Source organism: Massilia eurypsychrophila (assembly GCF_002760655.1).
GTDB lineage: Bacteria > Pseudomonadota > Gammaproteobacteria > Burkholderiales > Burkholderiaceae_D > JAFCUW01.
Genome location: NZ_PDOC01000007.1, coordinates 116,615 through 131,436, shown reverse-complemented (window position 1 = coordinate 131,436; position 14,822 = coordinate 116,615). Strand labels below are relative to the sequence as shown.

The following is a 14,822-nucleotide window of genomic DNA, read 5'->3' as shown; positions in this document are numbered from 1 at the left end:
CCGCCGTTACATCAAGCGACGTTGGCGCCACGCGCGGCCAACGCCGCGCGCACGCCGGCGCCGTATGCCGGGTCGGCCTTGTCGAAGTGGCCCAGTTGGCGCTGCAAAATGTCCGCGTCGACCTGGCTCAGCGGTCCGGCCAGGTTGTTGCACAAGCTCAGCTTTTCCGACGCCGTCATCAAGCGGAACAAGTTGCCCGCCTGGGTGAAGTCGTCTTCCTTGCCGCGGCCATCGTAGCGTCCGGCAGGCCCGCTCAAGGCGAGTGGCGGTTCGCCATTGCCCATGCCGCTGTCAGGCAAGCCGGCCGCCACGACGGTGGCGTAGTTGCGCGCTGCGCCGCCATTGCCGACCACCATCTCGCCATCGCGCTGCTGGTTGTAGACCGGGCAGCGCGCCGCGTTGACCGGCAGATGCTGGTGGTTGGTGCCAACCCGGTACAGCGCCGCATCGTGATAGCCGAACAGGCGACCCTGCAGCATCTTGTCGGGCGAGTAGCCCAGGCCCGGCACCGCATTGGCCGGCGAAAAAGCCACCTGCTCGACGTCAGCGTGATAGTTGTCGGGATTGCGGTTCAGTTCGAACACGCCGACCAGGCGCAGCGGGAAGTCGCCGTGCGGCCAGACCTTGGTCACGTCGAACGGGTTCCAGCCGGTGCGCGCTTCCCAGTCGACCAGTTGCTGCTCGGTCGCTACCTGCAGCTTGACGTCCCACTGCGGGAAGTTGCCGGCTGCAATGGCGTTGAACAGGTCGCGCTGCGCGTAGTCCGGATCGCTGCCCGCCAGGCGCCCGGCCTCGTCCGCGCTGAGGTTCTTGACGCCCTGGCGCGTCTTGATGTGCCACTTCACGTACACGCGCTCGCCGGCGGCGTTGACCATGCTGTAGGTGTGGCTGCCGAAGCCGTGCATGTGGCGGTAGCCGTCCGGCGTGCCGCGCTCGGAAAACAGGATCGTCACCTGGTGCAGGCTTTCGGGCGCCTTGCTCCAGAAATCGAACATCATGTTGGGCGACTTCAGGTTCGATTGCGGATCGCGTTTCTGGGTGTGGATGAAGTCGGGGAACTTGATGGCGTCCTTGATGAAGAACACCGGGGTGTTGTTGCCGACCAGGTCCCAGTTGCCTTCTTCCGTATAAAAGCGCATCGCGAAACCGCGTGGATCGCGCTCGGTGTCGGCGCTGCCGCGCTCGCCGCCCACGGTGGAGAAGCGCAGGAACGTCTCGGTTTTCTTGCCGATCTCGGAAAACAGCTTCGCCTTGGTCAGCGCGGTGATGTCTTCGGTGACGGTGAAGGTGCCGAACGCGCCGGAGCCTTTTGCGTGCACCACGCGCTCGGGAATGCGCTCGCGGTTAAAGCGCTGCAGCTTTTCGATCAGGTGAAAGTCCTGCAACAGCAGCGGGCCGCGCGGGCCGGCGCTGAGCGAATTCTGGTTGTCGTCGACCGGGATGCCGGAGGCGGTGGTGAGGATAGGCTCGTTCACGATGATTCCTTTGGGTGCGTTTCAGTCTGGCAATAGTAACGCACGCAGGCAATAGTCGCTGGCAATTATGTGTATTGGACTAATAGCCACAGGCTAAGAAGAGTTAAATGCCATCAAGGCTCATCGCCCGCACCGCGGCGCGCAGCTGCGCATGCAGGCGCGCGCGCTCGTCGTCCTTCATGTCGGGAAACATGACCATCTCCACCGCCCTCACTTTGGCGTCGCACTCGCGCAGGATCGCCTGGCCCCGTTCGGTCAGGCTGATCTGGATGATGCGGCCGTGCGTCGGATCGGGATTACGTTCGATCCAGCCCTGCACTTCCATCGTCTTGACCATTTCGTTGGCCGACTGCGGTGAAATCATCGTGCGTACCGCCAGCTGCGCATTCGACAGCGCACCCTGGGCGCGAAACACCGACAGCGCCGTGTACTGCGACACCGACAGGCCGAACGGCGCCAGGCAATCGCGCAGGCGCTTGTTGAGCACGTGATCGAGCCGGCCAACCAGGTAAGCCAGGCCGAGCGGCTTGACGCCGTCGTCATGCGATGGGGATAAATTTGCGGGGACCATAAAATTCAACTTGTAAAGCGGGACAGGTGCGTATAGTATAAGTTGCATATCAGGTAGCCTGATAACAAACTTACTCAAGAGGAGACATTGTATGTCCAAATATGCAGCGCGCTGGCAAACCGTGAAGGTCGATGTCGAGAACGGCATCGGCTGGATTACCCTGAACCGGCCCGAGAAACGCAACGCGATGAGCCCTACGCTCAACCGCGAAATGATTGACGTGCTCGAAACACTGGAACTCGACGACGAGGCACAGGTTATCGTGCTGACCGGCGCCGGCGATGCCTGGACCGCCGGCATGGACCTGAAGGAATACTTCCGCGAGACCGACGGCAAGCCGGAAATCATGCAGGAACGCATGCGCCGCGACTGCTCGCAGTGGCAGTGGAAACTGCTGCGCATGTACAGCAAGGCCACCATCGCGATGGTCAACGGCTGGTGCTTCGGCGGCGCCTTCTCGCCGCTGGTCGCCTGCGACCTGGCCATTGCCGCCGATGACGCCGTGTTCGGCCTGTCGGAAATCAACTGGGGCATCCCGCCGGGCAACCTGGTCAGCAAGGCGGTCGCCGACACCATGGGCCACCGCGAAGCGCTGTACTACATCATGACGGGCGAGACTTTCACCGGCGTGCAGGCGGCGCAAATGGGCCTGATCAACAAGAGCGTGCCGAAAGACCAGCTGCGCGAGAGCGTCATCGCGCTGGCCGAAAAGCTGCTGGCAAAGAACCCGGTCGTGTTGCGCTATGCTAAGCAGGGCTTCAAGCGCGCGCGCGAACTGACGTGGGAACAAGGCGAAGACTACCTGTACGCCAAGACCGACCAGTCGAATTACCGCGACCCGGAAAAGGGCCGCAAGGAAGGCCTCAAGCAGTTCCTCGACGACAAGACGATCAAGCCGGGCCTGCAGACGTACAAGCGCAGCTGAAGCACGCAATCCAACGATAGAAGCGGCAGCCGCCCCGGCGGCATGCCAATCATCCAATTAACAGAGGAGACCTCTGATGTTCAATACCGATCTGCTGAGCGGCGGCGAGTCGCATGCCGCCACCAATGAAGCCGTATTCGAGCGGCGCAATCCCGCCACCGGCGAGGTCGCCACGCGCGCGGCCGCCGCGCAACTGGCCGACGTCGACCGCGCCATCGATGCCGCCCAGCGGGCCTTTCCGGCGTGGGCGGCGATGCTGCCTGGCGCGCGCCGCGCGCTGCTGCAAAAAGCGGCCGACGTGATGGAGAGCCACCGCGCCGACTTCGTCGCGCGCGGCGTCGCCGAAGCCGGCGGCGCGCCGGTCTGGTATCAGTTCAACGCGACGCTGGCGGCCAACATGCTGCGCGAAGCGGCATCGATGACGACCCAGATCAGCGGCGAAGTCATTCCGTCCGACCTGCCAGGCTCGCTGGCGATGGGCGTGCGCCAGCCTTGCGGCGTGGTGGTCGGCATCGCGCCGTGGAATGCGCCGGTCATCCTCGGCACGCGCGCACTGGCCATGCCGCTCGCGTGCGGCAATACCGTCATCCTGAAAGCGTCGGAGATCTGCCCGGCGCTGCACCGCCTGATCGGCGCCGTGTTCGACGAAGCCGGCTTCCCGCCGGGCGTCGTCAACGTCATCACCAACGCGCCGCAGGACGCGGCGGCCGTCGTCGAGCGCCTGATCGCGCATCCGGCCGTGCGCCGCGTGAACTTCACCGGCTCGACCCACGTCGGCCGCATCATCGCCCAGCAATGCGCGCTGCACCTGAAACCCGTGCTGCTCGAATTGGGCGGCAAGAACCCGGTCGTGGTGCTCGACGACGCCGACCTCGACGCCGCCGTCGAAGCGGCCGCCTTCAGCGCGTTCTTCAACCAGGGCCAGATCTGCATGTCGGCCGACCGCATCCTGGTCGACCGCAAGATCGCGCCGGTCTTCCTCGAAAAATTCGCCGCCAAGACGGCCACCTTGCGCGCCGCCGCGTCCGACGCGCCGCTGGCCGGCATGGTCGATCCGGCGGCGGCAACCCGCGTCGCCGCGCTGGTCAACGACGCGAGCGAGCGCGGCGCCACGGTGATGCAGTCCAGCGCCGGCGTGGTCGGCAACATCATGCAGCCGGCGATAGTCGACGGCGTCACGCCCGACATGGCGATCTACCAGCAGGAGTCGTTCGGCCCGATCGTGTCGATCCTGCGCTTCGACACCGACGAGGAAGCGATCCGCCTCGCCAACGACAGCGAATACGGCCTGTCGTCGGCGGTCTTCAGCCGCGACATCGGCCGCGCGATGGCGGTGGCGCAGCGCATCGAGTCGGGCATCTGCCACATCAACGGCCCTACCGTGCACGATGAAGCGCAGATGCCGTTCGGCGGCGTCAAGGGCAGTGGCTACGGCCGGTTCGGCGGCAAGGCGGCGATCGCCGAATTCACCGACCTGCGCTGGATCACCATCCAGACCACGCCGCGCCACTACCCGATCTGACGGAGGGGGACGATGAACCAACCCGTCAAGCGCCGGCCCGTCAGGCTCGGCGAGCCGGAGATCGCCGCCTGGCAGGCCGACGGCGTCTGGCATGTCGACGCCGTAACGCCGCTGGGCGACTTTCCGGCGCGCTTTACCGACCGCCTGGTGCAGGGCGCCGCGGCCCATCCGGAGCGCACGCTGGTCGCGCGCCGCGGCGCCGACGGCGAATGGATCCGCCTGTCGTATGCCGACGTGCTGTCTCGCGCGCGCCGCATCGGCCAGGCGCTGCTCGATCGCGGCCTGTCGGCCGAGCGGCCGCTGGTGATCTTGTCCGGTAACGACGTGCAGCACTTCCAGCTGGCGCTCGGCGCGATGTATGCCGGCGTGCCGTACGCGCCGTTGTCGCCGTCTTACTCGCTGGTGGCGACCGACTACGGCAAGCTGGCCGAACTGATCGCCCAGCTCACGCCCGGCGCGGTGTACGCCACCGATGGCGCCGCGTTCGGGCGCGCGCTGTCGGCCGTGCTGCCGTCCGACGCCGAACTCATTCTCGACGAAGGCGACTTTTCCGGCCGCGAGGTCACGCGCTTTGCCAGCCTGCTCGGCGCCAGCACGGGCAGCGTCGACCAGGCCAACGCCGCCATCAGGCCCGACACCATCGCCAAGTTCCTCTTCACCTCCGGCTCGACCAAAAAGCCGAAGGCGGTGATCACGACGCACGGCATGTTGTGCAGTAACCAGCAGATGCTGCTGCAGACGTTCCCGTTCATGGCCGACGAAGCGCCGGTGCTGCTCGACTGGCTGCCATGGAACCACACCTTCGGCGGCAGCCACAATGTCGGCATCGTTCTGTATAACGGCGGCACGCTGTACCTCGACGACGGCAAGCCGATGCCGCGCGACTTTCCCGTCACGCTGCGCAACCTGACCGAGATCGCGCCGACCATCTACTTCAACATCCCGAAAGGCTGGGAGATGCTGACCGAAGCGCTGGAACGCGACGCGGCGCTGCGCGAGACGTTCTTCTCGCGCGTGAAGCTGTTCTTCTGCGCCGGCGCCGGCCTGTCGCAGGCGGCGTGGGATCGGCTCGACGCCATCGCCGTGGCCCATTGCGGCGAATCGATCCGCATTATGACCGGGCTTGGCATGACCGAGACGTCGCCGTCCTGCACCTTCGGCACCGGCGCCATCGTCAAGGCAGGCTACGTCGGCGTTCCCGCGCCTGGCTGCAAGGTCAAGCTGGTGCCGGTCGGCGCCAAGATGGAAGCGCGTTTCCACGGCCCCCATGTAACGCCCGGCTACTGGCGCGCGCCTGGCCTGACCGCTGAAGCGTTCGACGACGACGGCTTTTACCGCACCGGCGACGCGCTGCGCTTCGCCGACGACCAGCACCCGGAGCTCGGCTTCATGTTCGACGGCCGCATCGCCGAAGACTTCAAGCTCAGCACCGGAACATTCGTCAGCGTCGGGCCGCTGCGGGCGCGCGTCATCAGCCAGGGCGCGCCGTACGTGATGGAGGCGGTGGTCACCGGCATCGACCGCGACGCCATCGGTCTGCTGATTTTTCCGCGGCAGGAGAACTGCCACGCGTTGTCAGGCCTGCCGGCCGGCGCAAGCGCTTCCGACGTGCTGGCAAGCGCGCCGGTGCGCGCATTTTTCCAGCAGCTGGTCGACGCCCTCAACGCCGACGCCAGTGGATCGGCTACGCGGGTCGACCGCCTGCTGCTGCTGGCGGAGCCGCCGTCGATCGACCAGCGCGAGCTGACCGACAAGGGGTCGGTCAACCAGGCTGCCGTGCTGACACGGCGCGCGGCGCTGATCGAATCGATGTACGAAGGAACCGAAGCTCAGACGATATTCGCAGCAAAGCTGGCATGACCAGCATAACTATAAAAGGAGACGATATGAAAATGAAAACCCTCGCCTGCGTCGTGCTGGCTGCCCTGCCGTTTGCCAGTAACCTGGCGCACGCCCAGGATACGATCAAGATCGGCGTCATCGCCGCGCTCACCGGTCCCTTTGCCAATACCGGCAAGCCGTTCGAAGACGGCATCAAGACCTTCCTGCAGCAAAACGGCGACAAGGTGGCCGGCAAGAAGATCGAGATCATCTACCGCGACGACGGCGGCACCAACGCCGAACTGTCGAAGCGCGCCGCGCAGGAGCTGGTCTCGCGCGACAAGGTCAGCTTCCTGGTCGGCTTTTCGCTGACGCCAAGCGCGCTGGCGGTGGCGCCAATCGCTACCCAGGCCAAGATGCCGATGATCGTCATGAACGCGGTCACCACCGGCATTACGTCGAAGTCGCCGTACATGCTGCGCACCGCGATGACGATGCAGCAGATGACCGAGCCGTTCGGCACCTGGACCGCAAAAAACAAGGTCGGCAAGGTCTACACACTGGTCAGCGACTACAGCACCGGCATCGACGCCGAGGCGCGCTTCACCAAGGGCTTTACCGCCGGCGGCGGCAAGATCGTCGGCTCGTCGCGGGTGCCGCTGGCAAATCCCGACTACTCGCCGTTCATCCAGCGCGTCAAGGATGAAAAGCCGGACGCGCTGTTCTTCTTCGCCCCTGGCGCAGAAGACGGCATCGGCGTACTGAAGGCGTTCAGCGACAAGGGGCTCGACAAGGCGGGCGTCAAGTTCCTCGGCGTCGGCGACATGACGAGCGACTCCCCTACCCTCGAGTCGCTGGGCGAGCGGGCGCTTGGCGCCATCACGGTGCTGAACTACTCGACCGCGCTCGACAACGAAGCCAACAAGACCTTCCTGAAGGCCTACGCCGTCGCCAATCCGAACCGTCCGCCGGCGACCTTCGTCACCGTCGCCGCATACGACACGATGGGCATGATCTACGAAACGATCCGCAAGCTCAATGGCAACGTCACCGGCGACGCGGCGATGCAGGTGCTGTCGAACATGAAGTGGGAGAGCCCGCGCGGCCCGATCAGCATCGACCCGGCCACCCGCGACATCATCCAGAACATGTACATCCGCGAAGTCAAGAAGGTCAACGGCAAGCTGATTAACCAGCCGGTCGGCGTCCTCAAGGACGTCATGCCGAATTGATCTTCCTGCAGCAAGTTCTGCCTGCTTATAGGTCTGTAGCTCCGGCTGCGGCCAGAATTCCACGCAAACAAACCAGATACCGACGCAGCGACAGAACGCTGCGCGAACCATCACGCCCGCAACGTCGCGCTATGCCGGTTTGTACGACGGCTTCCTGGTCGGTAATCCAGGCTCGCGCCACGCTGGCGAGCACGCCGGGGCGACTCTGGCGTTGTGGCGCTGATTGCGATCTGCTGGGACGCTGCGACATCAAACCCATCCAGCCATTCTGTGATATCCATGACGTACCTCTGGCGGCGGACCCGAGTTCGCTCGCCGTTGGGGTGGCGTCAGAAACCGCGCGAGACGCCGATGAAAGCCGATAGCGTGCCGTCCGTGTCCTTCTCTATCAGCGGACTGTTGGAGATCTGACCCGGCAGTTTCTTGTATGAGACGTTACCGATGAACGCCCAGCGGTCAGCGAAGGGGTGCATGACATCGACGCCGATGCGCGGCACCGTCGCGCTGCCAGGCTTGTAGTCGATCACACCGCGCGCCACTTCTTCAGGCAGCGTACCGTAGTAGTAGTTGGCCAGCTTTTTCGACAGATGGGCCATGCCGATATGCGGGGACACACGCGTGCTACCCCATTGGTAGGGATAAGCGTACTTCACGCCCGCTTCGTACCCCTCGCTGGTGCCGCTTGCATCGCCCCTGACCTCCAACTCCAGCTGTCCCAACGCTCCGCGCCAAGTGGCCGCGACGCCCAGGTCCAGTCCGCGTTTGCGATCCTGGAGCCGTGCCCGGTCGATGCCGCGCGCGGCCAGTTCTGCCGCGCCGAAATCGTCTCGATCGATGCCGTCCATGCGTGCGGCGATGATAACGTCGACTGTAAGGCTGCCGCTCCTTAGCAAGTGGGCGCCACCGCTAATGCCACGCCAGAAAAAGCGCTCGCCCTGATAGCTCACCAAAGGCAGCGGGATAACGCGCGTGTCTTCGCCTGCGTACACGCTGCTCGACACGGCTGTGCCGATGCCCAGCGCCCAGCGTGCGCCTTGCCCCTGCGATGGACCGGCAGCGTCAGTGGGAGCGCCGGACTGCTGGGCACTGGCGACACCGGCCGCCGCCAGCAGAGCGACGAACGAGAATAAGAAGCGCTTCATTGATTTACCTAGTCTGGAGAGATTCGTGATGTAGAGAATACAACAGGTTTCGTTTTGTCGTCGCCCGGCTGTCCAGGACATCAGAATGACCCGGCTGCACCGTTCCACGCGGCAGCCGCAATCACTCCGCGTGCAGCGCCGCTACGGCGCGAATCTGGTCAAGCGTGATCGCCGGCCAGCTGGTCGAGCGCTTCGGCGCCGCGTTGCGCGGCCATCCGCGCCGTCGTCAGGCCGATACCACTGGCTGCGCCCGTAATCACCAGACCCGCTCGTTGAGTTTCTTGAGTTGGATCTTCGTGATTTGCCGTTCCGGTAAATTTGCCGCATTGTCTGCAAGACAACGATCGGCGCGGTGGCTACGCAATGGCCAGTGTGGCAAGCCGCCCAGCGCATCCATCCCTGGCTCTGGTCGGATGCGGTCAAAGTTTGATCGCGCTCAAAGCGCCACCGGAGCGCAATCGTGCCCGTTTCTCCCGCCGCTATAGTCGCCGTTCACCCTTCCACCAGTCGCGCGGAGAGACACATGAGTTCGATTCCAGGCTCCAGCGAGCACGGCTTTGTCCGCAGCGACGCACATGCCGACGTCCATGCCACGACCACCCGCACGGCTGGCGGCTGACGTTCTTCCCGATGCACTTCCTCGGCCTGGCCGGCATGCCGCGCCGCTATGCCGACTACCCGACGCAATTTACCGACTTCCATGCGTTCACGTCCGTTGGCGCCTTCCTGTTCGGCCTGGCGCAGGCGTACTTCCTGTTTTTCATCGTGCTGCCCAACATTCGCGGCGGCGCCAGGGCCGCCGCCAAACCGTGGGACGGCGCCGAGGGGCTGGAGTGGACAGTGCCCAGCCCTGCCGCGTTCCACACCTTCGAAACGCCGCCGGTGGTCAAGTAGGCCTCAGCGAGCCATGAAGCGCGAATGGCACCTGAAGCGCAACTGTTCCATGTCGCCGCGCCAGTCGGCGCTCGCGTACGGCTCGCTGTGTGCCGGCGTGCTCGGCGTGAGCCTGGTGTTCGCGCTGTACGGGCTGTGGTTCATGCTTGTCTTCGCCGTGCTCGAGACAGCGGGCGTGGGGTTCGCCCTGCTGCACTATGCCCGCCACGCCACCGATCATGAGTATATCGCCCTCGGCGACGGCTGCCTGCTGGTCGAACGGGTGCAGGCCGGCCAGGTGCAGCGCATCCACCTCGATCCGTGCTGGACCAGGATCGCCGTGCCGACGCGGCGCCGCCAGCTGATCCACCTCGAGTCGCGCGGCGTGAGAGTCGAGATCGGCGCCTTCGTGTCGGAAAAACTGCGCCAGCAGGTCGCCACGGAACTGAAGCAGGAACTGCGCGGCAGCTCCTACCTTGCCTGACGGCGCAGCGGTCGACCCCGGCGTGCCGCCAGCTGCGGTGCGCGCCGTGTCATATGCCGGTCTTGCACGGCGACCATACTGGACGTTTCAATCAAGATACGGTCATCATGTTCACTCGCAGCCCATGCCATTTGCTGTCCTTCGTACTCACGGCCTGCGTGCTGACGGCGTGCGGCGGCGAGGATGCTCCCGCCGCGCCCACGCCGGTATCGCTGGCGCTGAAAAAAATTGGCGCCTACGATGGCGCCGTGCTGGGCGCCGCTGAAATTTCCGCTTACGACGCTGGCAGCAAGCGCCCTTTTCGTCGTCAACGGCGCCAACGGCACGGTCGACGTGCTGGACCTGGCCAATCCTGCCACGCCGAAGCTGATCGGCACCATCAACGTGTCCGCGTTTGGCGGCGGCATCAACAGCGTCGCAGTGCATGACGGCCTGGTCGCCCTGGCGGTCGAAGCGAAGGTGAAAACGTCAGCCGGCGCGGTCGCCTTCTACAACGCGGCCGACCTGAAGCTGCTCAATACCGCCACCGTCGGCGCCCTGCCCGACATGGTGACCTTCACCGCCGACGGCAAAACCCTGCTGGTGGCCAACGAAGGCGAGCCGAACCGCTACGGCCTGACCGATTCGGTCGACCCGGAAGGCTCGGTCAGCGTCATCACGGTCAATCGCGGCGCCACGCCGCCTGTCGCCACCGCCGACTTCAAACAGTTCATCGGCCAGGAAGCAGCGCTGCGCACTGCCGGCATTCGCATTGCCAGTCCCGGCGCCAACGCCGCCCAGGATCTCGAGCCGGAATACATCGCCGTTAGCGACGACGGCAAAACGGCGTATGTCACACTGCAGGAAAACAATGCGATCGCCGTCGTCGATATCGCCGCCGCCAAGGTCAGCTCCCTCAAGCCGCTCGGCATCAAGAACCACAACGTGGTCCACTTCGGACCTGACCCCAGCGACGAAGACGGCGGCGTCAATACCAACACCGGCACGCCGGCGATCAAGATTGGTCCGCAGCCGTTGAAAGGCATGTACCTGCCCGACTTGGTATTATTTGGCCTGACCATATTGTAGATTGGTCAGGCCACAATGGCCACTGCGGTGACGCCTTTACATTGATGACGTTGCCAGTCGGCGCTATGCCACGACCGGAGGCGACGCTCGCCATTTCCTTGCTGATCAGCTCTTCAAGCAGCCCATTGTTCTCATCCGCGGCGCTTTGCCGCAACTTCATCAATTCGACTAACGAGCTGGGCAGGCCTGGCGGCAACGTCGAGCTCGGACCATTCTCATCGAGCGACGCGTAGTAGGCGGCATTGGGACTGGAGCTCCAGCTGGCAGCCGGTGACTTGCGGTGGGCATGCATGTGTTGTATCCAGGCAGTGCCTGATTTACTGACGGTGAGCGCATTCATACATGTCCTTTCGATTAATTTAAGAGCGAAGACCGCATGGCTTGATGCCAAACCTTGCGAACTTGACCTTGCAAAGTATGCATCGAACGGTCCAGACTCCAGGCGAGGCTGCACGGCATTAACCGCGCAGTTTGGCCAATTGAGGCGCTTCGAAACTCCACCAGGGAAAATCGACGCTGTTCCCGGATCAACCGACAACGGACAAGCCGATCACAGCCAGCCGGATTTCCTGAAGCGATAGTACAGATAGCCGCAGGTGGTCACGACAACCGACACCGCAACGAGATAGCCGTACTTCCATTTCAGTTCGGGCATATGTTCGAAATTCATGCCCCACACTCCGACCAGGCCAGTTGCGACAGCGAAGATGGCTGCCCATGCAGCCAGGCGCTTGTTGATGTTGTTGTCCTCCAGGCTGATCATCGACAGGTTCACCTGGATTGCGGTACTGATCGTATCGCGGATCGAATCGATGGCGGTGTTGATCCGATGCAGGTGGTCATGGACGTCCCGGAAATACTCGGTCGTGTTGGCCACCACCCGCGGCACACGCCCACCATCGAGTTTGCCGACGGTTTCCATCAGCGGCGCCACCGCGTTTTTGAACAGCACCACCTTGCGCTTGAGCTGATAGAGCTGTTCAAGCGTGGACCGGTGCGCGGGCGAGGAGAATATCTTTTCCTCGATTGTCCACAATTCCGCTTCGAGCGCGTCGACGACAGGAAAATACCGGTCGACGATCGCGTCCATCAGGGCGTACAGGACGAACGCCGGGCCTAGTTCCAGGTGCTTGGTCTCGCGTTCGCAGCGCGCACGGACATCGGCAAACCCCTGGTCGTAGTTATTCCGGTTCGACAGGACATAGGTGTCGCCGACAAAAATATCGACCTCGCCAATACGCAGTTCGCCGCCGGTCAGCTCGACCGAGTGGACGACGACGAACAGCGATTCGCCGTACTCCTCGATCTTGGGACGTTGATGTCCTGAGCGCGCATCTTCAACCGCCAGCTCGTGCAAGCCGAACTCGTGCTGCATTTCCGCCAGTTCGGCCGGCTCGGCATTTTTAAGCGCAACCCACACAAAGGCGTTCGGCAAAATGATGAATTCGCTGATATCCACGACCGGGATATCGGATAGTTTTTTGCCGTCCTGGTAGGCGACGCAATTGATGAGCATTGATATCCTTGCAGTAAAAAGTAAGTCTGATGATAGCCGTGCAGTTTACACGCAGGGGGCATGGCGGGTGCTTTCACGGGTCGGCGCGCAAACCCTCGCGCTCGTCACGCTACGGTAACGAACGCTTGTTAGGCTTCTCAGCGTATGCAAACTTTCTAATCGCTGAACGGAGCCACCATGAATAACGCCCTACTCGCCCAGTCTTCGTCCCATCCCACGCTCACCAGCCTTGCGGCCGTCCTCGCCTCCGTGCTGCTGAGCGCCTGCGGCGGCGAGCCGGTCGACCTGCAAAACCCGGGCGCGGCCTGGCCGCCGTCGCAGGCCGTCACCGCGCACCGCGGTGCGTCCGCGCTGCGTCCGGAGCACACCCTGGCCGCTTACCTCAAGGCCATCGAAGACGGCGCCGATATCATCGAGCCCGACCTGGTTGCGACCAGGGACGGGGTGCTGGTCGCGCGCCACGAGAACGATATTACCGGCACCACCAACGTGTCCACCGCCAGCCAGTTCGCCGCGCGCAAAACGACCAAGAACATCGACGGCATCCCTGTCACCGGCTGGTTTACCGAAGACTTCACGCTGGCCGAACTCAAGACGCTGAGGGCGAAGGAACGCATTCCCGCCAACCGGCCCGCGAACGCCGCCTACGACGGCCAGTTCGACGTGCCGACCCTGCAGGAAGTGATCGACCTGGTGAAGAAGGAAAGCGTTGCGCGCGGCAAGGTCATCGGGATATATCCGGAGACGAAGCACCCCACTTACTTCAAGTCGATCGGCCTGCCGCTGGAAAAGCGCCTGGTCGACCAGCTCGTTGCGAGCGGCTACCGCGGCAAGGCGGCGGCGGTTTTCCTCCAGTCGTTCGAGGTGGCCAACCTGAAGGAATTGCGCAGCCTGACCGACATGCGCATCGTGCAGCTGATCGACAATCCGAAGAATCCGCCGGCGCCAAACGGCGCGCCGCGCAATGCGCCTTACGACTTCGTGGCGTCGGGCAGCACGCGCACGTACGCCGACCTGGTGACCCCGGCCGGCTTGCGGGAAATCGCCTTGTATGCCGACGTGGTGTCGCCGTACAAGGAAGTGATCATTGCGCGCACCGCCAACAATGAACTGGGCGCGGCGACCAGCTTCGTGGCCGATGCCCGGGCAGCCGGCTTGAAAGTGCACACCTGGACATTGCGGCCGGAAAATCCGTTCCTGCCGGTGAGCATGCGCCGGCCTGACGTGGCATCCCTGTCGCAACGCGGCGATGCGGCGGCGGAGATCAACGCTTACCTGAAGGCCGGCATCGATGGCTTTTTCACCGACGATCCAGCGGTGGGCCGCGCCGCCGTGGCTGCCTACAAGTAGAGGTCCTGGACCGAGCGCAGCATGTCATTGGGCGGTCACGGCCGACTGGGCCGGCGCGAGTAGGGCGCCTGGTGGTGCTGCGACTGCCGCCGCGGCGCACCGCAACGGATCGGCGGCTACGTTTCGACTGTGTGAAAAAAGTAGATTCGTGTAGGGTTCCAAATTTGCGCGCGCAGATTCGGCGCGACACAGACACCATCGTCGACTACTGCTACTCCCTCGACGGGAACCTTCAGCACGGCGGCGACGGCGGCCTCGCGGACTCGGCCGACCAGACCCGGCCACGATATGAGCGCCTCCTCGGCATAGACGTAACGGCCAAGCGGTCAGTGCCCACCTTCCGACGCGAAACTGATCGCCCCCCATCTTCTTCGTTGCCGCCCCCGGCTGCAGCTTCCCCAATTCGATAAACGAGCTAGCCAAGTTGGTCGGCTTAGCGGGCTTGCCCCCTTTAAGCGTTCGCAGCCCTTAAACGGCTCTCGCAGCTTCGGTCATCAAATCTGGCGAGTCGCTCACTGGTCAATGTGTATCGCCCCACTGTCCTGTTTTCTACGGCCAGGGGAATCATTTTCCCGCTGCTACCGAATGCCTTGAAAGCGGCAACCTGTACAGATCAGAAGCTCAAATTAACCAGACTTGCGGAAACCGGTGTGATGTCTGAAAGAATACCTTTATTCTCTATATTAATTTAATCGTAACAGCGCGAGCTAGCCATACTATTTGGTCATGCCACGTGAGTGCGTATCTTGCAAAGTGGATGTGCGCTTTTTGGGGAGAATTGCCATTCCACGCGATGATGACTCCGTACCGATCCGCCACGAAGTGCTCCGAGCGCGCGGCCAG

At 63.6% G+C, this 14,822-nt stretch carries 11 protein-coding genes and 1 pseudogene; 8 read left to right on the top strand and 4 right to left on the bottom strand.

Annotated features, from left to right (window positions below; genetic code table 11):
- Positions 1-11 precede the first annotated feature (11 nt).
- Positions 12-1,475, bottom strand: a complete 1,464-nt coding sequence (locus CR105_RS13645) for a catalase (RefSeq protein WP_099789008.1) — start codon at positions 1,473-1,475, stop codon at positions 12-14.
- Between the two features lie 103 nt (positions 1,476-1,578).
- Positions 1,579-2,046, bottom strand: a complete 468-nt coding sequence (locus CR105_RS13640) for a MarR family winged helix-turn-helix transcriptional regulator (RefSeq protein ID WP_099789007.1) — start codon at positions 2,044-2,046, stop codon at positions 1,579-1,581.
- A 91-nt stretch (positions 2,047-2,137) separates the two neighbouring features.
- Between CR105_RS13640 and CR105_RS13635 the strand changes: the two genes are divergently transcribed.
- The 4 genes from CR105_RS13635 (at position 2,138) to CR105_RS13620 (ending at position 7,546) form a co-directional block, all read left to right on the top strand.
- A complete protein-coding gene (locus tag CR105_RS13635) occupies positions 2,138-2,971 on the top strand; it encodes a p-hydroxycinnamoyl CoA hydratase/lyase (protein ID WP_099789006.1) in 834 nt (277 codons plus the stop codon).
- A gap of 76 nt (positions 2,972-3,047) precedes the next feature.
- Positions 3,048-4,493, top strand: a complete 1,446-nt coding sequence (locus tag CR105_RS13630; RefSeq protein ID WP_099789005.1) for an aldehyde dehydrogenase — start codon at positions 3,048-3,050, stop codon at positions 4,491-4,493.
- Positions 4,494-4,505: 12 nt separating this feature from the next.
- On the top strand, positions 4,506-6,353 hold the full coding sequence (locus CR105_RS13625) for a feruloyl-CoA synthase (RefSeq protein ID WP_099789004.1): 1,848 nt from the start codon (positions 4,506-4,508) through the stop codon (positions 6,351-6,353).
- Between the two features lie 26 nt (positions 6,354-6,379).
- On the top strand, positions 6,380-7,546 hold the full coding sequence (locus tag CR105_RS13620) for an ABC transporter substrate-binding protein (RefSeq protein WP_099789003.1): 1,167 nt from the start codon (positions 6,380-6,382) through the stop codon (positions 7,544-7,546).
- Between the two features lie 329 nt (positions 7,547-7,875).
- Here the strand turns inward: CR105_RS13620 and CR105_RS13615 are convergent, their stop codons facing one another.
- Entirely contained in the window at positions 7,876-8,688 is an 813-nt protein-coding gene (locus CR105_RS13615; protein ID WP_099789002.1) for a MipA/OmpV family protein, read from the bottom strand.
- Between the two features lie 609 nt (positions 8,689-9,297).
- Between CR105_RS13615 and CR105_RS13605 the strand changes: the two are divergent.
- The 3 genes and pseudogenes from CR105_RS13605 to CR105_RS13595 all read left to right on the top strand — a co-directional run.
- A pseudogene (locus CR105_RS13605) lies at positions 9,298-9,582 on the top strand (cytochrome c oxidase subunit I); the annotation flags it as partial.
- Between the two features lie 13 nt (positions 9,583-9,595).
- Positions 9,596-10,045: a DUF2244 domain-containing protein gene (locus tag CR105_RS13600; protein WP_099789000.1), complete on the top strand. Its 450-nt coding sequence runs from the start codon at positions 9,596-9,598 to the stop codon at positions 10,043-10,045.
- Positions 10,046-10,285: 240 nt separating this feature from the next.
- Positions 10,286-11,113, top strand: coding sequence for a choice-of-anchor I domain-containing protein (locus CR105_RS13595; RefSeq protein ID WP_180288187.1), 828 nt, complete (start codon positions 10,286-10,288; stop codon positions 11,111-11,113).
- A 550-nt stretch (positions 11,114-11,663) separates the two neighbouring features.
- Here CR105_RS13595 and corA read toward each other — a convergent pair.
- On the bottom strand, positions 11,664-12,629 hold the full coding sequence (corA, locus tag CR105_RS13590; protein WP_099788999.1) for a magnesium/cobalt transporter CorA: 966 nt from the start codon (positions 12,627-12,629) through the stop codon (positions 11,664-11,666).
- A gap of 177 nt (positions 12,630-12,806) precedes the next feature.
- Here corA and CR105_RS13585 point away from each other — a divergent pair, with 177 nt between their 5' ends.
- Positions 12,807-13,979 carry a glycerophosphodiester phosphodiesterase gene (locus CR105_RS13585; RefSeq protein ID WP_099788998.1) on the top strand — a complete coding sequence of 391 codons (1,173 nt, stop codon included), beginning with the start codon at positions 12,807-12,809 and terminating at the stop codon, positions 13,977-13,979.
- Positions 13,980-14,822 lie beyond the last annotated feature (843 nt).